The 22,118-nt window shown below is 51.8% G+C and carries 11 protein-coding genes; all 11 read right to left on the minus strand.

The features are described 5' to 3' along the window. Window positions 1-5: 5 nt before the first annotated feature. The 11 genes from AB1656_03760 to AB1656_03810 all read right to left on the minus strand — a co-directional run bounded on the left by AB1656_03760 (window position 6) and on the right by AB1656_03810 (window position 22,064). On the minus strand, window positions 6-1,772 hold the full coding sequence (locus tag AB1656_03760) for a FapA family protein (protein ID MEW6234479.1): 1,767 nt from the start codon (window positions 1,770-1,772) through the stop codon (window positions 6-8). A 58-nt stretch (window positions 1,773-1,830) separates the two neighbouring features. Continuing rightward, window positions 1,831-2,982 carry a hypothetical protein gene (locus tag AB1656_03765; protein MEW6234480.1) on the minus strand — a complete coding sequence of 384 codons (1,152 nt, stop codon included), beginning with the start codon at window positions 2,980-2,982 and terminating at the stop codon, window positions 1,831-1,833. Between the two features lie 365 nt (window positions 2,983-3,347). Further along, a complete protein-coding gene (locus AB1656_03770) occupies window positions 3,348-5,018 on the minus strand; it encodes a TolC family protein (GenBank protein MEW6234481.1) in 1,671 nt (556 codons plus the stop codon). A 67-nt stretch (window positions 5,019-5,085) separates the two neighbouring features. After that, entirely contained in the window at window positions 5,086-7,554 is a 2,469-nt protein-coding gene (locus AB1656_03775; GenBank protein MEW6234482.1) for an ABC transporter permease, read from the minus strand. A 50-nt stretch (window positions 7,555-7,604) separates the two neighbouring features. Continuing rightward, window positions 7,605-10,121, minus strand: coding sequence for an ABC transporter permease (locus AB1656_03780; protein MEW6234483.1), 2,517 nt, complete (start codon window positions 10,119-10,121; stop codon window positions 7,605-7,607). A 241-nt stretch (window positions 10,122-10,362) separates the two neighbouring features. After that, window positions 10,363-12,786 carry an ABC transporter permease gene (locus AB1656_03785; GenBank protein MEW6234484.1) on the minus strand — a complete coding sequence of 808 codons (2,424 nt, stop codon included), beginning with the start codon at window positions 12,784-12,786 and terminating at the stop codon, window positions 10,363-10,365. Window positions 12,787-12,815: 29 nt separating this feature from the next. Continuing rightward, entirely contained in the window at window positions 12,816-15,347 is a 2,532-nt protein-coding gene (locus AB1656_03790) for an ABC transporter permease (GenBank protein ID MEW6234485.1), read from the minus strand. A gap of 29 nt (window positions 15,348-15,376) precedes the next feature. Beyond that, the gene (locus tag AB1656_03795) at window positions 15,377-17,848 is read right to left on the minus strand and encodes an ABC transporter permease (GenBank protein MEW6234486.1); all 2,472 of its coding nucleotides are present in this window, start codon (window positions 17,846-17,848) and stop codon (window positions 15,377-15,379) included. A 102-nt stretch (window positions 17,849-17,950) separates the two neighbouring features. Then, window positions 17,951-20,365 carry an ABC transporter permease gene (locus AB1656_03800; protein MEW6234487.1) on the minus strand — a complete coding sequence of 805 codons (2,415 nt, stop codon included), beginning with the start codon at window positions 20,363-20,365 and terminating at the stop codon, window positions 17,951-17,953. A 60-nt stretch (window positions 20,366-20,425) separates the two neighbouring features. Continuing rightward, window positions 20,426-21,163: an ABC transporter ATP-binding protein gene (locus tag AB1656_03805; GenBank protein MEW6234488.1), complete on the minus strand. Its 738-nt coding sequence runs from the start codon at window positions 21,161-21,163 to the stop codon at window positions 20,426-20,428. A 193-nt stretch (window positions 21,164-21,356) separates the two neighbouring features. Beyond that, complete coding sequence (locus tag AB1656_03810; GenBank protein ID MEW6234489.1) at window positions 21,357-22,064, minus strand: ABC transporter ATP-binding protein; 708 nt, start codon at window positions 22,062-22,064, stop codon at window positions 21,357-21,359. Between the last annotated feature and the right edge of the window lie 54 nt (window positions 22,065-22,118).

A 22,118-nucleotide genomic window follows, 5' to 3' on the forward strand; every position in this document is an offset into this window, starting at 1 on the left:
TCCGTTCAGCTTGCGTCGATTTCCTTGAAGGGAAAGACAGCCAATTCGTCCCCCTGTTTGACTACGGTCGCCGGACCCGTCGGCTTCTTGACGGCCAGTTCCGCCCCTTGAATCTGAATCACCACGCCGGGCATGATGTTTTTGCGCGCCCGCACCGTGCGCGTCCGCTTCAAACTCTCTTCGTATTGAACTTGAAGTCCGTCGCTTTCGGCGATCAGATCGTTGTAAGTATAGCGGATTTTCTGCGACATGTCCCTTGCGCGATCTAAGGCCTGCTTCAACTCTTCCGGCGGGGCGGGAGATTGGGCGATTTGCTGCTTGAGAGTATCGATGATCAGACCGCATTTGTCCATCGCCTCCTCCTGCTCGGCGATTTTCTGCTGCGTTTCCAAGATCAAGGCCGATAAGTCCTCGATTTTTCCGCCCAGGCGAATGACGGTTTTCACTCCCAGTTCCGATCCGATCGTATCGGCTACGACATCCGCATCGGCGTCGATTTCTCCCCCGACGATCTGCCCCGGAGCGCCGGCGACGATCACTCTTCCGCCCGACCAGATTTTGGAATTCATGATCTCCGACTCCACGACGATTTGGTTTAGACTCGTCGCCGTCGCGTTTGCGATAAATCGCGCCGAAATGTCGCCGCTGGCTTCCAGCAAGGCTTTATCTTTGCCCAACACGCCGCCCTTGATGACGATATTGCCTTTCGCTTCCAGCCGGGCGGCTTCTACGGTTCCTTGAACATGAATGTCTTTTTCGCAGCGAATGAGGAAATCCGGCAGTACGTCCTTCTGTACGATGATGGCCACCTGGGAATCCAGATTCCCCGTTTCGTAGGAGACGTTGCCGGATACGATCAAGGACGGTTCGAGCAGAATGCGTCCATCTTTCTTGGTTACGCAGCAATTTTCCGTGGCGAGGAGCGTTTTTCCATCCTCCGAAATCTTCGTATATTCGCAATCGGGAAATTGGGCTTCCCGCGCTTCCGGCGGCGCCAAAACCCGATCCGTTACGGTATAGCCGGGAGTTCCGGGCGCGGGCGGTATTTTTTCCGCCAACACGTTGCCAAGGGCGATATAATCGAAGAGTTTGATGTCTTTGAAAGAGACGCGTCCGCTTAGCAATTTTTTCGGGGTTCTTCCCATGTCTTCCACTTGAATCTTGAATTCGATGCGCCCGTCTTGCCCGAACGTGGGCGACTTGCCTTTGGCGATGAGAACTTCCTGGTTGAATATCGAAGTTTCGAAGATTTCCTGCACCTGCGATTCCATGACGCCGCGGACGACGTTTTTCCGCTTCAAGCCTTCCAAAACGCATTCGGGAGTAAAAAAAGCGGCCTCTTCAGAATCGATTTCGATCCAAGCCGACATCTGGTTTTTGTTGATGCGAATCGTAGGACCCAACAGGCGCATGACTCGGAAAAGAAAATCGGGTAAACCGCAAGCCGGATCGACGGAAACGGCGGTCATCTGCGAGACGGCGGCGCGCGGAATATTTTCAAACGCTTTGCGGATCGATTTGACCGTATTGCGGATGGTTTCATGAAGACGTTCTTCCGGCATCGTTTCGCGGATGAATTCCAGCGTCTCCAGAAAGCCTCGGATGTTTTCCAATTCCATGAAATAATGCTTCATTTTTTCTTTGGGGATTTTGCGCAATTCGTCAATCAGCGTCGCCATTCCCCCGCCGAGCAGGCGAAGCGATTCCGAAAGGCTGTTCTCTTCTGTCTGAGCGTCGGCGTTTTGAGGGGGGCGTTTCTTATCGATGCGCATTCCTTCGATACTCCTTTAGCGGCGGACGGCTTCCCGCGCCGATCTTACGGCGGACGCTTTACGATTCCTGCTCTTTTTGTTCCTGGTAAACCATGCGTTTCATGGCCGACTCGTCTTCCGCTGTCTCGATTTCCGTTGTCTCGACTTTCGCCGATCCATCTACCGCTGACTCCACTGTTAACATCTTTCCCAAATCCGCGCCTTTCTTTTCGACGCATTGCGACCACGCTTGTTTGAACAACTCCACAAAATCGACGATTTGATTGAAGAGGGGCGCAAGAAAACGCTTATCGGCATCGTTAAACGCCTCTTTTTGGTTCTCCAATTCCTCCAAAGGATATTCCGCCAAGGCCAGAAAACAGGAACGGCTCTCTTCCAGTAGATTTCCCAAATCCTGCGCCATTTTTGCGAGACTGGGGGAAAAAACGCTTTCCTTGTCATGGTAGACGATCTCTTCGATATGGCGGGTCAGCATCTCTTTTCCCTTTTCGATCATGCCAAACTGAAATTGGAAAAGCGCCTGCTTGGTCTGCAAAAAAGCCAGGCGGCATTCTTTTGCTTTTTTGACGTAGGGTTCGATCCGCTTCTGTTTGGCGAGATATTCCTCCATGTGCCGGTCGCAAAACGATTGGCAAACGTCTACTTCCGCCAATTCGTTTTTGTTGAAGGCGTCCAACATTTCGGCGTTGGCGTTTTCCATCTCCTTCAGAATCGGATCTTCCATCTTTTTTCTATGGATCGCCGTCTCCAGCAAGCGGACTTCCTTGGCGTGACTCAGCGATTGATTGTGCATGGCTTCCAACTCCCGCATCCGGTTGGACAATTCGGCGCTCTCTTCCGGCGCCGCTTTGCGCACGGCGTTGATCAACGCCCGGCAGGCTTCCACCCGGCGGTTGATTTCCGACGAAAGGCTATCCTCGCCCCGCGCGCTGCGTTTGACGTACTTGACGCCCGTCAATTTTCGTTGCTTGGCCAGAATCGTATTCATTTCTTCTTTCGTGATCCAAACCACGCGCCCCCCGCGCACGGTCTTAATCATATCTTCCGGATCGATGCCCTGCATTTCCGCCTTGAGATTGGAGATGACGGCGTCGATATCGCCCAGCATTTTATTGATTTCTTCCAACGAAAACTTGGAACGTATAGAAAGAGAACTGACGACCGGCTGAGTTTCCTCTTTCTTAGACTCTTTCTTCGTAGAATCGTTCATTCTTCCAATTTCCGTTCTTCCCGCCGTTTCAGAAAAATTCCACAAAATCTTGCTTAATTTTATCATATCTCAATTTTCAGGGATAGAAAAAAAATTGCCGCTTTTTATACAATATTTCATGCACCTTGCTTAGCAAAGAGATATTCACCTGATTTTTTCGATAAATAATTCCTGCCATGTTGCCCAAAATTTGCATAGAGGGGGCTTAGGGAAAGTTTTTCCGCTCTTAATCGATCCCATCAATTTATAGGGAATAAACGGAAACACGGGCTGGGACGAGCCGTTTTACTCGCCAAGAGGAGAGCGTAAAGGATTAGGTTTATTTGAATTTGTTCGATGTCTTTCGCTTTTGAGAAACGAATGGATTACAATTCCGCCGGTTGCCATTGGACGCCCGCTTCGCCTAAAAGCGTCCCCGTCGCGTAGGCGATGTCTACCTGGGCGATCTGGTAGTCGATGAGGGACTGGATCTCGCGTTCCTGAGCCAAGGCCAACCGTTCGGCGGCGAAAAGGACGTCGGTGCTTGTTCTGACGCCTAGTTCGAATTGCTTGCGCTCCGCTTCATAGGTGCGCGCAGCGAACAACGCTTCCTGCCGCGAAGCGAGAATGCGCTGCCAGTTCTGTTCCAGGAGATCGATGGCGTTGTAGACTTCCTGCTCGATGGCTTGGCGGCGCAGTTCCTTCGTCGCCAGGCGTTGAACTTTCGCCAATAATGCCTGCCGCAGCCGCGCATGGGCGGCTTTATTGCCGAGGGGAATCTCGCCGGTCAAAGCCACGGACCAATCGGCGAAATCGGCGTTGCGCATTTGTTTATAGGAAGCGCCGAAGTTTCCCCCCAAGCCGTTGATATTGTATTGATAATCGAAAATAAAATTGGGCAAGCGCGCGTTTTTGGCGTACTGAATCGTACTTTCGTCCATCGCCAATTGCAGTTCCGTTTCCAGCATTTCCATTCGGTTTTGCACGGCGTATTGAGACAACTGCGCAGCGCTCAACTTCAGCCCTAGAGGCGAGGGATTCGTCATGGGCATGATTCCCGCCGTTGCGTCCATCGGCAGGTTGGCCCGGTTCATGATCCGTTTCAAATCGCGCTCCACCAAGCGGAGATTGGTAAGCGCCAGAATGATGCTTTCCAGGCGCGCCGCCGCGCCCGACTCGGCGCGCGTAATTTCCACTTGCGGCGCCGCCTTGGATTTGACGCGCATTTTGGCTTCGTCCAACTGCCGCAGAGCGATTTGATATTGCTGCTGGCTGACTTGCAAGGCCTGGGATGCGCCAAACACTTTCCAATAGGCGCGGTCCGCTTCGGCGAGAATGCGGATCGCCTGCAACTTGGTTTGGGCGTCGGCCATTTTTTCTTGCAGACGCGCCACTCGAATCGAATGGGTATTAGCTCTCAAGCCCGCATTGCGCAGCAAGGGCTGACTCAGAGAGAATTGCAGATCCGTTTCGAAAGCGGGATTCAATAGGCTGTATTGGTTATTCGTTTCGTAACGCCCGCTGGGTTGGCCGATCTCGATTTTACCGCCTGTGGGCAGCGGCTGGCGGATGCCAAGTTCATATTGCAGCATCGTGGATTTCGATCCCTCCAATTGTGAAGAAGCGGGCGATTGGGAATCGGAATATTGAACGCCGCCAGAGAACGCCGCTTCGAACTTGGCGCGTTCTTCCATCCACTTTTCCCGCGCTAGCGAAGGATTGACCAGTTCCACTTTCAAATCCAGATTGTTGGCCAGAGCCGCCGCGCGCACGTCCGCCAAGCTTAATTCCACAATCGCGCTCTGCGATTCCCTCTCCATCGCTTCCTCTTTTTGCCGCCGGGTTCCCTCCTCGATCGTTATCGGCTTATCTTGAGAAAACGATTCGAGAGAAACGCTTTCGATTTTATTGGCGTCTACATTCAACATGGCTTGATGTTCCGGCCCCGTTTCGCGGATCAGGGAGGTCATGCAGCCTTGCAAAGCCGACAAAGCGATGAAAAGAGAGACAACAATTACGAAGGAACAAAAACAACGCTTATTGTTAATAAGATTCATGATGAATTCCTTGTTTAGATATTGAATAAAGAGAATCTTCTTGTCTTCTAATAAAAAAAAACTCGGATTATTCGCAGCGCAACGCTGACATGGGTTCGATCTTGGCGGCGCGGCGGGCGGGAATCCACGCGGCGAGGGCGGCGAGGGCGAGAAGAGAAATCGCGGCGGATGCTAACGTAAAGGGATCGTAAGGATCCACGCCGTACAACTGGCTGCGAATCAAGCGCGCGGCGGCCAAGGCGCCGAGTCCTCCAACAAACAAGCCAGCCGCCGTCATTGACAAGGCGTCGCGCAGAATAGGCCGCACGATGCGCCAGCGAGTCGCGCCCAGCGCCATGCGGATGCCGATTTCGCTAGTGCGGCGCGCTACATTGTAAGCCATCAAACCGTATAATCCGATGCACGACAGCAACACCGCCAAGAGCGCAAGCGAACTGCACAAAATGGCGAACATCCATTCCTGCGCGATCTTTTCGTCGCGCACCGCGAGTTGCGTCGTCATTTTGATAATAGGAACATTGGGATCGATTGCGCCCAACGCGCGGCGCGCGGCGCTCATCATCGCCGCTGGCGGCAGCGCCGTTCTCACCGCGAAAAAACCTTCGCGAATACTGTTTTGACGAAACGTGAAATAAACGGTTGGCGGAACCTCTCCCTTAATGTCCGTATATTTGGCGTCGCCGCATACGCCCACAATCCGCCAGTCGGTATTGTCGTTTACTCTGAGAATCTGCCCGATGGGGTATGCGTCAGGCAGGTACTTATGGACAAAAGTTTCGTTAACGATTACAACTTTGGGTGCGCCATCGCTGTCGGCGGCGGTGAACTCTCGTCCAATCCGTAAAGGGATGCCCATAGCGGCGAAAAACGATTCGCTTATACAGAGCTTATGGGCTTTAGGTTCTGATCCGTCTTTCGCGGGATGGTCAGGCAGGGTAAAGAAATTGCCGCCGGTCATCCAACCGCCCAACATAGCGAATTGCGTAATCGCCGCCGAGCGCGCGCCGGGAATCGCCGCCAAGGATTCCTGCGCTTTTTCGAAGTAAGACGCAGTCTGTGCGCCCTGGTAACCGGCGCTGCCGGGACTGACTTGCAATAGCAGCAAATTCTCCGCATTGAATCCCGGATCGATGCGAACAAGATTGATGATCGTCCGGACATAAAGCCCCGCTCCAGCCAATAACAGCAAAGAAATGGCAACTTGCGCGACGATTAGCAGCCGTCCCGTCCGCAATCGCGAGGAACCAAGAGCGGCGCGGTTTTTAAGGCTATCCATCGGATGCGCCAACGCCGCTTGCAAGGCGGGAAGCAAACCCGTCAACATAGCCGTCGCAAAAGTCGCCGCTAACGCGAATCCCAATACGTTGAGATCAAGAGGCGCGTCGTAATGCAATCCATTCGGCGAACCTGCCAATAGACGGGAGATCGCGTCTCTTCCCCAAAGAGCCAACAGAACGCCAAGACCAGCGCCGAGCAGCGAAAGCAACAGGCTTTCCGTAAGCGTTTGCCGGACGAGCCGCCAACGCTTGGCGCCGATAGCGGCGCGTATGGCGAACTCATGCGTCCGAGCGGCGCCCCGCGCTATCGATAGTCCCGCAATGTTGGCGCAAGCGGCTAGGAGTACTAAACTGACTACGCCGAAAAGAACCATCAATGGCTTGCGGTAGAAATCGCGTTGAAATGATGGACCAGCGCGGCCATTGTCAATAAGGACCTTAGTATCTTTTATGATATCTTCCGTCGCATGGGCGAAGGCGGCGTCGAACGCCGCTTGCAACTGCGTATCGCTGACGCCGGATTTCTTTCGCGCCATGAGATGCACCCACCAGTCTTGGGATTCCTTTGACCTCCAACCGGATAGGGGATTCGAAGCGGCGTCCATTGGGACGTAGAATTCCGTCTTGCCGCCGGTTTCTATTCCGGGAAAACCTTGCGGAAGGATGCCTATGACAGTAAATGGCTGTCCATTCAGTGTGACGGATTGGCCGAGCGCGTTGGGATCGAGGTCGAATTGCCGCTCCCACCACGAATAAGTAATAACAACTCCATTTCCTTCGTCTGCGGATTTTTCTCCCGGCTCGAATAATCGCCCTATGAGCGGACGCGCTTGCAGTCCGGAGAAAAAGTTATCCGATACCATCAATCCCTCGGAACTAAACGCCTCGCGCCGGGCGCGGACTGTGATGTTTCCCAACTCAGCATAACCGAAAATTTCCGCCTGTTCGGCGCACTGTTCTCTAAGATTGATATAAACGGGATAGGAAACGGAATCGGCTTTATGGCGATTGGGACCATCATCCAGCCAGCATCCCGAAAAATTGCCGAACTTTGGATCGGCGCCGGACCATTTAATGACGCGCAATTCCTGCGGATTAGGAACTGGCAGCGAACTTAGCAGAACGGCGTTCACCAGCGAGAAAACCGCCGTGCTGGCACCGATGCCCAATGCTAACGACAAAACCGCCACGGATGTAAAGACGAGATTCTTTGTCAATACGCGGAATCCGAATCTAATATCTTGAAGAAAAGCATTCATTATCTAATCTCCTAATTGCCCGTTGTTGCCGCTCGTCATTTGTTTTTGCCTTACTCGCATCGCATCGCCGTCATCGGATCGACTCTCGCTGCGCGGCGGGCGGGAATCCACGCCGAGAGAATCGCGACGACAAGAAATAGCGCTGCGCCTCCTATCAGCGTTGCGGGATCGTAAGGCTCAATACCGTAAAGGAAGCTGCGGATGAGATGCGCCAAGCCATACGCAACGGGTATGCAAACAATGACGCCCAGGAAGGCCAGCCAAAAGGCTTCGCGAACAATGGGCATCGCCACGTCGCGCGGACGAGCGCCGAGCGCCATGCGGATTCCAATCTCGATGGTGCGTCGTTTCACGGTGTAGGCCATCAGACCGTAAAGGCCAATACAAGAGAGCAACATCGCCAGTACTGCCAAAAAACCACATAAGGAAGCGAATAAGCGCTCCTGAACGATGGATCTCTCAAGATTTTGTTGCTGAGTACTAATCTGTGTGATTGGAATGGTGGGATCGATCACGGACACAATCTTGCGAATGGCGGGAACCAATGAAAGCGGCGGCAACACCGATCGCACTTCAAAAAACATCGCGCCGGCTTTCCTCGATTTCTGTTGGTAAGCCAGGTACATGGTTGCAGGTGTTTTATCCCTCAGATTTTGGTATTTGGCGTCGCTGCAAACTCCCACAATCCGGTATTCCGTCGAACCGGATTTAACAGCCTGCCCGATCGGATTGACGCCCGGCAGGAATGAATTCACAAACATCTCGTTCACGATCGCAACCAGAGACTCGGTTTGTGAATCGTTTGGATTGAAATCGCGTCCGAGCACGAGGTTCATACCCAGAGTTGAAAAAAAAGAATCGCTCACGAATAACCGATTCGTCTGATACGAAGCATCGGGAGTTTCAGAATTCCCTGGAAGAGTAACGCTGGTGGCCGACATTCCGCCGCTGAGCAATGCCAGATCGGAGAGAGCCACCGATTGAACGCCGGGAATGGCAGCCACCGATTGCCGCACGTTCCCAAAAAACTCCATCGATTTTTGGTCGTCGTATCCCGATTGCCCGGCATCCAAACGGAATAAAAGCAAATTTTTTGGATTAAAACCGGGATCGACAGAACTGAGATTAGCGAAACTCCGTATCATCAGTCCAGCGCCCACAACAAGCAGCAGTGAGAGACCCACCTGGGCGGATACCAACAGTTTTCCCAATCGAAGACGCGGCGAAACCATGGCCGCTCGATCTTTCAATCCGGCGGCGGGATTGACGCGGGAAACACGAAACGCAGGTAGCAAACCGGATAAAACTGCCGTAAAAACGGAGAGTCCGAGAGTGAATGCCAATACATTGGCGTCGGTTCTCGCATCGATATGAAGGTTATCCATATAACTAATAAAAAATCCCAACAAAGCCGATTTGCTCCACTCGGCGAAGATCAATCCAACGGCGGCGCCGGTCAACGAAAGAAGCAGACTTTCGGTCAGCGATTGCCGGATGAGACGCCAGCGTCCCGCGCCGATCGCGGTGCGAATCGCCATTTCGTGCTGCCGGGAGACGCCGCGCACGAGCAGGAGGCTGGCGATATTGGCGCAGGTGATCAGAAGAACCAATCCGACGACGGCCAGAAGCGCCCATAGGGGTTGAGCCATGCTTTGGCGTTGAATTAATGGCCCGCGGCTTCCGTCTTCCAGCATGATACTCGGCTGTTCCATTTTCGTGGTCGATACGGCTAATATCTGCCGGAAGAGAACCTCTAAAGAGGCTTGAGCCTGCGATTCGTTCGCGTCCGGCGCGAGCCGAGCCATGATCTGAATCCACCAGTGAATGGTGGATTCCAAGGGAAAATTCGCGGTTAATTGAGGCTGGGTGGAGAGCGGAACATAAAATTCGGTCGGATCGCCCGGTATGAGTCCTACAAAATCTTTAGGTAGAACGCCAATGATAGTGAATGGATTTTTGTTGATCTGCATTGTCTGCCCCAACGCGGTGGGATCGAGATCGAAATGTTGTTCCCACCACCGATAGGTAATCACAACCACGGGGGCAGCTCCGATCCGGTCGTCTTCAGGCGTAATCGTTCGGCCGATCAAGGTACGCCTCCCGTACCCGGTAAAAAAATTGCCTGAAACCATCATTCCTTCGGTTACGGACGATTCGTTACGCGTGTGGAGAGTCATGCTATAAAGAGGGAAATAGGCGAAAACCTCCGCAAAACCGGCTCCGCGTTCGCGAAAACTGCGATAGGCTGGATAGGGAAACGATCCCGCATATCTCATTCCCGTAGAGGTCTCTCCCATCCCGGCGCCCATGTAATGATTCATTTCAGGATTGCGCCCCATCCAGTTGATCGACCGTAGTTCGTGCGGATTGGGCACAGGCAGGGAACGCAGCAAGACGGCGTTGAGTACGCTGAAAATCGCCGTATTGATTCCAATGCCCAGCGCGAGAATCGAAACGGCTACAATCGCGAAGCCGGGATTCTTGACGAACATCCGCAGGCCATAGCGCAAGTCTTGAAAGACAGTGACGAGCGACAAGTGACAAGCGACGAGAATTTTTGTCTTCATAATAATGGCTCCGATGCGCATTTATTCGATAAATCGATTTCGATTTTATTGGCAATTGTCAATCAATTTTCTTCGTAGGGCGTTTTATATTTTCTTAAGCAAATCGTAAGATAGGTCACACCGTTCGACGTATCGATTTTTATATCGCTTAACAACCGATGGGTCAAAAAACGCGACCCATCTTATTTTCAGTCTTTGGGGCGCCCCATTCATCATTCATCATTCATCACTCGTTACTGCCTTATTCGCATCGCAGCGTTACCATCGGATCGGTCTTGGCCGCTTTGCGGGCGGGAATGTAGCAGGCTAGCATAGCGACCAAGAGAAGAACGATCGCCGCGAAAATGTAAGTTAAGGGATCGGCGGCGTCGATTCGATAGAGCATTCCTCTCATCAATCGGGTGGCGGCGAATCCTCCCGCGAGGCCGATGGTCAATCCAACGCATGTCAAGAAAAATCCCTTTTTTACGATCATTTTTAAAATATCGGGAACTTGCGCTCCCAACGCCATGCGGATGCCGATTTCGTGAGTACGCTCTTGAACGGAAAAAGCCATCACGCCGTATATCCCTATAATGGCAAGAAGCAGCGCCACGCCCGCCATAGCGGATAAGAGAATCATGCAAAAACGCTGAACGGAGACGGAAGCGCCGACGATCTGGTTCATTGTCCGAATCCATAAAATCGGCTGATTGGGATCGGCGTCCCAAATTTCCCGGCGCAAGGCGGACGCGAGGGCAAGGGGTTCGCCCTTCACCCGCGCCACGAGGGTCATCATCAACCAGCTGTCTTGATTAACGGGAATATACGTGAAGGGAGTAAAGACTTCATCGTTTAAGGAGCGCAATTTCACGTCGCCCACGACGCCGACGATTTCTTTCAATTGGCCGCCTTGCTCGATGCGCATTCCAATAGGCTCTTCTTTGGGCAGAAATCGACGCACGAACTCTTCGTTGACAATCGTCACGATTTTGTTGTTTTCTTTATCGTCATCGGTGAAAAAGCGCCCTTTAATCAATGGGATGTTCATTGTCTTGAAATAATCGGGAGTAATCGTGCGATATTCCGCCGTAATGAATTCGCCAACCGGCCGCGGACGTCCTTCGATGATGAAACTGTTATTGGAGTTATACGGCGTCAATGGATGCATGTTGATCGCAGCGGCCGATTCGACGCCGGGAAGCGCGGCGATGCGCTCGACGATCCGATTGAAAAAACGGGCGCGGCTTCGCCAGTCTTGATTCATGGGAGTGGAGGGACGTTCGATTTGCGCGGCCAGGACATGATTCGGATCGAAGCCGAGCGTGGCGTTTTGCAGATTGTAGAAGCTCGCGATCAGGAGTCCCGCTCCCATCAGGAGAATCAAAGCCAAAGCGATTTCCGCAATGACTAAGCCGCCGAGGATGCGATGACGGGACGAACCGGAAGACGATCCGCGTCCGCCTTCCTTTAGTATCTCGTTGATTTTCGATTTGGAAATCTGCCAGGCGGGAACCACTCCGAACAAGAGACCCGTCATCAAGGAGAGAACTAGCGTGAATCCCATGATCGCGGGATCGATGCCAATTTCATCGAAGCCTGGAATGCCCACGCCTCCCGTTTCCACGCCGCGAGGAGCGATAAAGCGCAGCGCATCCAATCCCCATAATGCGAACATCAATCCCAGACATCCGCCGAAAAGCGACAACACTACGCTCTCGGTCAGCGCCTGGCGGAAGATGCGCCATCGCCCCGCGCCCAACGCCGTGCGGATGGCGATCTCTTTACTGCGGGAACCAGCCTTGGCCAATAACAGGTTGGCGACGTTGACGCAGGCGATCAATAGCAGAAAACCGACTGCGCCATAGAGAATAAGAAACGCCGTCTTGATTTCTCGAACCAGCATTTCTTTGAGCGGTTGAACAATGACGCCTTTGTTTTTGTTGGAATCGACGTATTTCTCTTCCAAACGGTTGGCGATCAAACTCATTTCCGCCTGCGCTTGGTCGAGAGAAGCTCCTTCTTTCAACCGGCCCAGTATGCCCAAGGAATGGCTGCCGCGATTGCGGTTGAGGTCTTCCTTTTTGAAAGGAACGAAAAGTTGCGCCATCTCCTCGATAAAACCCATCATTGGCGGCGCCACGCCGATCACCGTCCACGGTTCTTCCCCCAACGCGATCTTCTTGCCGACAATATTGGGATCGGAAGCAAAAAGATTTTTCCAAAGCCGGTCGCTCAAAACCGCGACTCGCTCTTTTCCCCCTTCCGATTCTTCAGGAAGAAATCCCCGTCCCAACGCGGGAGTGCCGCCGATGGCGTCGAAGAAATTCGTCGTCGCCCGTATGCCGAGCAAGGCTTTCGGCTCGCCCATGCCGGTCAAACTGAATTTGCAATCCGTCTGCATCGCGCACAATTCTTGAAAGACCGTGTTCTGTTCCACCCAGTCGAGGTAATCCGGTCCGGAACTGTTGCCCTGACCGCCGCCGCGCCATGTGGTTTGCACCCACATGATTTCTTCCGGTTGCGGAAAAGGCAGCGGGCTGAGCAGAACGCTGTAAATCAAGCTGAAAAGCGCCGTATTCGCTCCGATGCCAATCGCCAGCGCCAACGCCGCAAAGATGGAAACGTTGGGATTCTTCAACAACATGCGAAAGCCGAAACGGATGTCTTGGATTAGCGATGTCATTTATATACGCTCCATTATCAAAAATAAATTTACTCGCACCGCAGCGCAGTCATGGGATCGACTCTCGCGGCGCGGCGTGCGGGGAGGTAACAGGCTAGAAGCGTGACGCCGTTCAAAACCACAAAAACTACAAAATAGGTTATCGGATCCATCGGTGTTATTCCATAAAGCATGTTTGAAATTACGCGCGTGATTGCAAACGCACCCAGTAGACCAAGCCCAACACCGATCAGAGTGGGCTTCATTACCTGTCTGACGACCATTTTCATAATTTCGTTTCTAGTAGCGCCCAGGGCCATGCGGATTCCGATCTCCTGGGTGTGTTGGGAGACGAAAAAAGCGATCAAACCGTATATGCCGATCGATGCCAATAACAAAGCCGTTAAAGCGGGGACGCCCAAGAAAATCATAGTAAGACGCTGAGGAGAGATCATACTATAAAACTGCTCGTATAAGGTTCTGATAGAGTTGATCACGACATTGCTATCCACAGTTGCAACCTCTTTTTTTATGGAAGATATCATGGAACCTGGATCAAAATTCGTTCGGATAAACAGAGTCATATCAAAAATAAAACCCGATTGAAGGTAGGGAATATAAACTTCTGGATCACCTGGTTTACCTCTCCCAATATGTTTCACATCACCCACTACGCCGACAATCTCGCGGGCAATAGACGTCGGTTTCTTACTCGATTTGGATTGATCCTTGGAACTGTTATTCGATTTACGATCGCTGAATGTGATGTAGCGTCCAATGGGACTTTCATTTGGCCAAAAGCGTCGCATCATTGATTGATTGATGATCACCACCGGCGAAGCGGCAGCAGTATCCTGATCCGTGAAATGCCTGCCTTGGATCAACGGAGTTTTTAACGCGCGAAAATAATCGGGAAAGAGTTCCCAATATGGTATCCAAAAATGATCGCGGTCGGGCAAACTTTTATCAAAATCGGATAACTCGTTGTAGGTGGTATTGGTATAGCCATCGATCTTACATGGCTTCATGTTGCCCGTTCCGCCAAGAGGAGAAGAATTGGCGGCGCTGACCACCTGCGTTCCGGGCAGATTCTTGATGCGGTCCTGGACTTCCTGAAAAAACGCCAGACAACGTTGCGGCTGGGAATAGGGCGGTTTTAACCAATCCAACTCAATCCTCGCCGTGATGACATTTTCCCGGTCGTATCCAGGATCGATCGTCAGAAGACCTAAATATCTATGAATCGTCAATCCCGCTGCAATCAACAGAACGAACGCTATCGCGATTTGCGATGTAACAAGATAATTGAGCAATCCATAGGAACGAAATCCGCCGCTCAATCTTCGGCTTCCTTCTTTTAATGTTTCCGTTAGGTTTGTTTTCACGCCAACCAGCGCAGGCGTTAAACCAAAAAGCAAACCTGTCATTAGGGATATCAATAATGCGAATAAAAGAACTCGAGTATCGATAGCGACGTCCGCATACCAGGGTATATAGTAGGGTTTAAGCAGAACAAGAGAATCTATGCTCCAAACGGTTAAAAAAACGCCCAAAACGCCTCCGAATCCGGCCAATAAAACGCTCTCGACGAGTAGTTGTTGAAATATTCGCAAACGCCCTGCGCCTACTGCGCTGCGGATGGCGATTTCCTTTTGGCGCGACGAGACTTTGGCTAACAATAAATTCGCAGCATTGATGCAGGCCACAAGCAATACCAAACCGGCGATCGCCTGAAGAACAAAAAATAGTTCTTTTCGAAAGATCTCCAATGCGAGGCGGGCATAAACCTCATTCAGAGATAGTACCGAAAAATGGACTCCTTTATTTGAGTCTGGATAAGCTTGCTCCAGATGTTCGGCAATGAGATTCAGGTCTTCTTGCGCCCGTATTCTTGCAATCCCTGGCTTAAGGCGTCCAACGGTTGCAAGAAACCTTTTTCCGCGATTGACCGTATCCATTCCTGGAAGACATGATAAGGGGATCCACAAGGAGTTTTGGCGAGTAAACTCAAAACGAAAATTCGGCGGCGTGATCCCTACCACTGTAAAAGGCTGGTTATCGATGAAGATGGATTGACCAAGGATATTGGGATCGGAGGAAAAACGATTCATCCAATAATCATGGTTTAAAATCACTACAGGCTTCCCGCCCGGTTGGTGTTCATCAGGAAGAAAAGTACGTCCCAATATGGGTTTGACGCCCAACGTCGAGAAGAAATCGGAAGAAATGTAAATGGCGTTGATGCGCTCCATGCTGTCGCCAGTCCGCACCTGACGCCATTCCGCACCATAGTAGACCGCGAATCCCTCGAAAACTTGGTTCTGATCACACAAATCGGCAAAATTGGGATACGAAACGCTGGTTCTGGAATTGTTCTCTTCGATTTTTGTTTGGTAAACGCGTACGAGCCGATGGGCATCGTTATAAGGCAGTGGACGTAACAGAACGGCATTGATAACACTAAAAATGACCGTGTTCGCAGCAATGCCAATTCCCAATAGAACGGCAATCGTCAATGTCAGCCGCTTATTTTTGATTAACATGCGCAAGCCGAAACGGATATCCTGGATCAATGACGTCATTTGTTATGCTCCATTTCAATAAAAAGAATTCACTCGCACCTCAGCGCGATCATGGGATCGACGTTGGCCGCGCGGCGCGCGGGAATCAGTGCGGCGAGCGCGGCTATTATAAAAATGGCTAAGATGGCTATCGCGAATGTCATAGGATCCGTGGAAGCAACGCCATACAATTGGCTTTGGATCAGCCTCGTAATTCCCAAAGCGCCTAGTCCGCCCAAAAGAGCGCCCGCCATGGCCATTAGCAAGGCGTCGCGCAGAATCGGCCAGAAGATGCGACGGCCCGTCGCTCCCAACGCCATGCGGATGCCTATTTCGTTCGTACGTTGAGAAACGTTGTACGCCATTAGACCGTACAAGCCTATGCAAGCCAGCATGACAGCTAATATAGCGAGAGCGCTGCACAGAATGGCGAACATCCATTCTGAAGAAATCAATTTATCGCGTAATTGTTTTTGAGTGGCGATTCGTAGAATGGGAACATTGGGATCGACGGCCGCCATTGTTCTGCGAACGCCGTTAACAATCGTCGAAGGGGTGAGATTGGAATTGATCGCGATAAAGGCGCTATGCTCCCTTCGAAAGATGCTATCTTGGCGGCATGGAAAATAGACGGTGGGCGGAATTTCTTGCTTAATATTGTTATATTTGGCATCGGCGCAAACGCCAACGATTTGCCAATCCGTATCCTTCACACGGAGAATCTGGCCGATGGGATAGACATCCGGCAAGTATTGTTGGACAAAGGTTTCGTTGACTACGACTATTTTAGGAGCGTTGGCCGTATCGGCGGCGGTAAACACTCGTCCCACTCGCAAAGGAATATCCATCGTCGTAAAAAACGTTTCGCCTACTGTCAGCCGATAGGGCATTGAACCTTGAGCATTGGGGTGATCAGGCAATGTAAAAAAGTGGCCATTAGTGCACCAGCCAGTCAATAAAGCCAGATGGGAGAGCGCAGTCGAGCGAACGCCGGGAATAGCCGCCAGTGCGGATTGCGTTCGATCGAAATATTCCTCGATCTCTTGTCCCTGATAACCGGCTTTTCCTGGATTTACTTCTAGCCACAACAATTTCTCCATTGCAAATCCCGGATCGATCATTACGATGTTCACTAATGTACGAACATACAGTCCTGCGCCGGTCAATAACAATAATGAAAATGCCATTTGAGCGATCACGAGCGTTTTCCCGCTGCGCAAGCGATTTGTTCCCAGAACGGCGTGGGATTTGAGTCCCGGCAAAGGATCTCTATAAGCGGCGCGCAACGCGGGAAGCAGACCTGATATCAATGCTGTCGCTACGGAAACGGCGAGAACGAAACCCAGCACGCGAAGATCGAGCGAAGTATCGTAACGAAGTCCATCCGGCTTACCGGTAAGGAGGCGAGCCACCAAATCTTTTCCCCAAAGCGCAAACAACAATCCAAAACCGGAGCCGATCATGCAAAGCAATACGTTTTCCGTCAGGGTTTGGCGAATCATTCGCCAGCGTCCCGCGCCTACGGCGGCGCGTACGGAAAATTCATGTTGCCGGGCGGCGCCTCGCGCCAGCAAAAGTCCGGCGAGGTTGGCGCAGACTACCAGCGCCACCACGCCCACTATGCCGAATAGCAACATCAAAGGTTTCTTATATTCGTCTTGCTCATAATCCCGCGCGCCCCGGCGGCCATCGTCCATGTAGATTTTGGTATTCGTCATCCACTGATCGGACGCATGGGCGAAAGCGACATCGAGCGACGCCTGCAATTGCGATTCCGAAACGCCGGGTTTTATTCTTGCAATAAGAGGAACCCACCAGCGGCCGGGATTGGCTAATTGGCAGTCGGACCTAAGTTGCGGTTGAGCGGCCATGGAGACGTAAAACTCGAATTCGTTGCCGGGGCGTATGCTAGGAAATCCTCGTGGAAGGATGCCAATGACAGTGAAACTATGGCCGTCTATCGTGAGGGACTGGCCAAGCGCACTGGGATCGAGATCGAATTGCCGCTCCCACAAAGAATAAGAGATAATCGTCTCCAGCGCATCGCCCTCGGTAGATTCTCCCGGTATAAACAACCGCCCAATCAGCGGCCGCGCCTGCAAAGCCGAAAAGAAGTTGTCCGACGTCAACAATCCTTCGGCGCTGAACGCTTCGCGCCGAGCGCGGACTATTACCTTGTCCGTTTCTTTAAATCCAAATATATCCGCCTCCCCGGCGCATTGCTCTCGAAGGTTTTCAAAAACAGGATAGGAGAATCCGTCGCCAACCTCGCGGCCATCGCGTAGACTCCAACCTCCCGAGATGCCATTAAATTTCAGATCGTCCCCCGCCCATTGGATTGTGCGGAGTTCGTGCGGATTGGGAACCGGCAGCGAACGGAGGAGAATGGCGTTAATCAGCGAAAAAATCGAAGCGCTCGCGCCAATTCCCAATGCAAGCGATAGCGTCGCCACCGTCGTAAAACCCAAGTTCTTTGTCAACATCCTCAAGCCATAACGGATATCTTGCCATAACACCGACATCGCCCTTCTCCTTTTCATCCAGATACCGGTTTTATCCCCCAGCGAATTGTTTATCTACTCGATAGATAATGTAAATATATCATTCCATTGCTTAAGATGGATTTACTCGCACCGCAGCGCAATCATGGGATCGACGTTGGCCGCTTTGCGGGCGGGGATATAGCATGCCAATAGAGAGACGACTCCCAAAAGAATGGAAATGACAATGTAAGTTGCGGGATCGGCGGCGCCAATTCCATAGAGCGAACTGGCCAATACTCTTGTAACGGCGAAGGAGACGGCCAGGCCGATCGTCACGCCGATTAAAATCAATTTGAAACCCTGCCATACGACCATGCGCACGACGTCGTTCATCTGGGCGCCCAAGGCCATGCGTACGCCGATTTCATGAGTCCTCTGGCTGACGGAATAGGCGATAATTCCGTATATTCCCAGCGAAGAAAGTATCAGCGCCACCACGGAAACCATGGAAACGAGAATCATGCGAAAACGTTCCATAATCATCGTATCGGTAATCAACCGATCCATGCTGCGGAGATTTTGGATGGGCATGTCGGGATCGATCGCCCGGATTTGTTGCCGTACCGCCGGAGCGAGCTTGTAAGGATCGCCTTTCGTACGAATGGCGAAACAGATCGAACCTCCGGGACGATGCAGGAAAGGCGTAAAAATCGCCGGACGGAATTCGCTCGTCATGCCGTATTCTTTGACGTTGCCGACGACGCCGACGATTTCGTAGGGGTGGGAATCCCAATCGGGAATCGTTAGGTATTTCCCGATAGGATCGCCGCCATTCTCGATGCGCCGCGCCAAAAACTCATTGATAATAATCCGGCGGCTTTCCGAATTTTCGTCATCCGGCGAAAAAAATCGGCCTTTCAACAAAGAAATTTTCATGGCTTGGAAATAGGCGGGATTGATTTGGCGGATTTCCGCCGTTTGTACATCTCGCGAATCCCCCGATTCCCGGCCCGGAATTTCGTAAACCGCGCTCGTTCCCCAGGTCAAAGGCAAAATGCTGGTAACTCCGGCCGACTCCGCGCCGGGAATCTTTTCGATGCGTTCGATGGCGTTTCTGTAGAAGGCTGTTTTTTGATGGTCTTCTTTATATTTGCTATTGGTGAGAGGGAGATGGAATGTAAGAAGATTATCCGAATCGAAACCAATATCGATATGTTGGAGACGGGCGAAACTATTGACTAACAATCCCGCGCCAATCAATAGAATCAAAGATAAAGCGATTTCGCTTACGACCAGATAACGCAGAATGCGCCCGCTCTTCGTTCGTCCAACTGAACCGCGTCCTCCTTCGTTCAAAGTTTCCACGATGTTGGTTTTGGAGGTTTGCAGCGCCGGAGCCAGACCAAACAACAATCCCGTCAGAATGGAGACGGCGAATGTAAATCCTAACACATTAATATCAATGCCGGCGCGCAGGATAAATGGCGCAAGCCCGGGAGGCAGAAGACCAACCATCAGATCCAATCCCCACAGCGTCAACATCAATCCGCCAATTCCGCCCAAGCAAGAGAGAATGACGCTTTCCGTCAATATTTGACGTATGATGCGAAAACGGCTGGCGCCAAGAGAGGTGCGAATGGCGATTTCTTTCTGCCGGATTCCGGCGCGAGCCAGGAGCAGGCTGGCGACGATCGAACAGGCCAACAAAAGCACGAAGCCCACTGCGCCATGAAGAACGATTAACGTCTGCGTCATCAGACGCACCAAGCGATCGATCATCGGTTCGACAAATAGATGGTATTTTTGGTTAGCTTCGGGATACTCCTTTTCGAGATTTTTGGAGATCACATCGATTTCGGCGCGGGCTTGTTGCAAAGAAACGCCTTCCTTCAACATAGCGACCGCGTTGTAATAACGGTTGTTGCGATTTTCTTTTACGCGATCGCTTGGTAAGGGAAGCCACATTTTCGCTTCGCCTTCCAAAAAACCCATTTCCGATGGCAGCACTCCTAGAACGGTATACGGCGTTCCATCCAAAAAAATCTTGCGGTTCAGTATATCCTTGTCTCCGCCGAAATGTTCTTTCCAATAACCGTACCCTAATAATACGACTCGTTCCTTTCCTGGCTGTTCTTCTTCGGCGGAAAAGGGCCTGCCGAGAGTCATTGACAGCGTACCGGTCGTCCGAAATATTTCTGCTGTCATCATATAAACGGAAATTCTCTCCGGCTCGCCATCTCCCGTCAGGTTATACCAATTCACCGTAACGAGAGCGAGCGAATCGAAAGACTGGCTTTGTCGCTTCAAATCCAAGTAATTCGGTCCGGATATGGCGGTGCTGTTGACATCCTCGCCTTCTTGAATTTCGCAAACGCGCATCATCCGCTCCAGATGGGGAAACGGCATGGGACTCAACATGATGGAATTCACTAAGCTGAAAATCGTCGAATTCGCGCCAATGCCGATCGTCAACGCCAAAACCGCCAACAGCGTAATCCACCGGTTTTTGACTAACATTCGGATGCCGAAACGAACGTCTTGCAAAAATGTTGACATGTTTTCGATTCCATATTTTCTATTTTCTTTGCCCATCGCCGTTCCGCCAGCGAAGGGATTTTACAACGCCTCTATGGCAGCAGGTTTTGCGGATTCGCCGAACGAATCGTGCAGTTCTTCTTCCACGATTTGGCCGTCGAAGAGATGAACGCTGCGGTCGGCGTGCTGCGCGTAGCGCGGATCGTGGGTTACCATGCAAATGGTCGCGCCTTCGCGGTGCAGGTCGCGCAGCAGTTCCATAACTACTTCGCCGTTATGGGAATCGAGGTTGCCCGTCGGTTCGTCCGCCAACAGGATCGAGGGTTCTCCCGCTACGGCGCGGGCGACGGCGACGCGCTGCTGCTGGCCGCCGGAAAGCTGGGCGGGGTAGTGCTTCATGCGATGCGACATGCCTACTTTCTCCAGCGCCTCGATAGTCCGTTTTTTCCGTTCCGCCGCCGTCATCCCGCGATAGGTCAAAGGCAGTTCGACGTTTTCGTACACCGTCAAATCGCCGATCAAGTTGAAACTTTGGAAAATGAAGCCGATTTCCTTGTTGCGGATGCGGGCGCGCTGGCTCAAAGAGAGTTCGGAGGCGTTGGTCCCGTTCAAAATGTAAGTTCCATCGGACGGCGCATCCAGCAGGCCCATAATGGAAAGCAGCGTCGATTTCCCGCAGCCCGAAGGTCCGGCGATGGCGATGTAATCGCCCTTGTCGATCGTTAAATGTATGTTTGTCAAAGCATGAGTTTCCACTTCTTCGGTGACGAAGACCTTGCGGATGTCGGTCATTTGAATAAGACCGGAATTGTGACTCATGGCGCCTCTCCTTTACCGTTTGGCTATTGCTTTTTCGTTTATAAGTTTTCTAGTAATTTAATAACTCATGTTACGCAATCCCATTCCCTCGCCCTCTGGGAGAGGGTTAGGGTGTGGGCTTTTAATCTGTGTAGGGTGGGCTCAAAGCGAAGCGTAGCCCATCATTCTCCTACTAAAAATTCACGTCGCTCCGTTATCGTGATCCAACCGCTTCCTTACATTCGCCGGAATGAATATCGCCCGCGACGACGCCGTCTTGCAACTGGATAATTCGATGGCCGTAGGCCGCGTTTTTTTCGGAATGGGTAACCTGAACGATGGTAGTCCCTTCTCTATTCAGTTTGGCGAATAATTCCATAATTTCCTCGCCTTGCTTGGAATGCAGATTTCCCGTCGGTTCGTCGGCGAGGATTAGTTTAGGATTGGCGACGACGGCGCGGGCGACGGCCACTAGTTGCTGCTGCCCGCCGGAAAGCTGGCTGGGGTATAAATCCTTCTTTCCCACGATCTGGAAGCGGTCCAAGGCGTCGCAGACGATGGAGGCGCGTTCGGATGCCTTGATGTTGCGATAAGAAAGCGGCGTATCGAGATTTTCATACACGGTCAGCGAATCGAGCAGATGGAAACTCTGAAAGACGAAGCCGATGGTTTGTTTGTTCAATTCGTTGCGCTCTTTGGGCTGGAGTTTATGAACCGGTTTGCCCATAAGGTAATATTCGCCGTTCCACTCGCCATCGAGCAGACCCAGGATATGCAGCAGCGTCGATTTGCCCGCGCCCGAAGGCCCCATGATCGTTACGAATTCGCCGGGCTGAATATCCAGGCTGATATCTTGTAAAACGTATGTTTTTCCCGCTTTGTTTTGATAGTACTTTTCAACGCCATGCAGGTGGATCAACATCGAATCGTCCGGCGCCAATTCGCGAAAATGCACTTGAGATTCCGGTTGGATTGT

It is taken from the genome of Candidatus Omnitrophota bacterium (genome assembly GCA_040755155.1).
Lineage (GTDB): Bacteria > Hinthialibacterota > Hinthialibacteria > Hinthialibacterales > Hinthialibacteraceae > JBFMBP01.

Bases quoted from the DNA above. Each gene is read 5' to 3' on its own strand.
- AB1656_03760 (MEW6234479.1), bottom strand. From the start codon at position 1,772: ATGCGCATCGATAAGAAACGCCCCCCTCAAAACGCCGACGCTCAGACA.
- AB1656_03765 (MEW6234480.1), bottom strand. From the start codon at position 2,982: ATGAACGATTCTACGAAGAAAGAGTCTAAGAAAGAGGAAACTCAGCCG.
- AB1656_03770 (MEW6234481.1), bottom strand. From the start codon at position 5,018: ATGAATCTTATTAACAATAAGCGTTGTTTTTGTTCCTTCGTAATTGTT.
- AB1656_03775 (MEW6234482.1), bottom strand. From the start codon at position 7,554: ATGAATGCTTTTCTTCAAGATATTAGATTCGGATTCCGCGTATTGACA.
- AB1656_03780 (MEW6234483.1), bottom strand. From the start codon at position 10,121: ATGAAGACAAAAATTCTCGTCGCTTGTCACTTGTCGCTCGTCACTGTC.
- AB1656_03785 (MEW6234484.1), bottom strand. From the start codon at position 12,786: ATGACATCGCTAATCCAAGACATCCGTTTCGGCTTTCGCATGTTGTTG.
- AB1656_03790 (MEW6234485.1), bottom strand. From the start codon at position 15,347: ATGACGTCATTGATCCAGGATATCCGTTTCGGCTTGCGCATGTTAATC.
- AB1656_03795 (MEW6234486.1), bottom strand. From the start codon at position 17,848: ATGTCGGTGTTATGGCAAGATATCCGTTATGGCTTGAGGATGTTGACA.
- AB1656_03800 (MEW6234487.1), bottom strand. From the start codon at position 20,365: ATGTCAACATTTTTGCAAGACGTTCGTTTCGGCATCCGAATGTTAGTC.
- AB1656_03805 (MEW6234488.1), bottom strand. From the start codon at position 21,163: ATGAGTCACAATTCCGGTCTTATTCAAATGACCGACATCCGCAAGGTC.
- AB1656_03810 (MEW6234489.1), bottom strand. From the start codon at position 22,064: ATGTTGATCCACCTGCATGGCGTTGAAAAGTACTATCAAAACAAAGCG.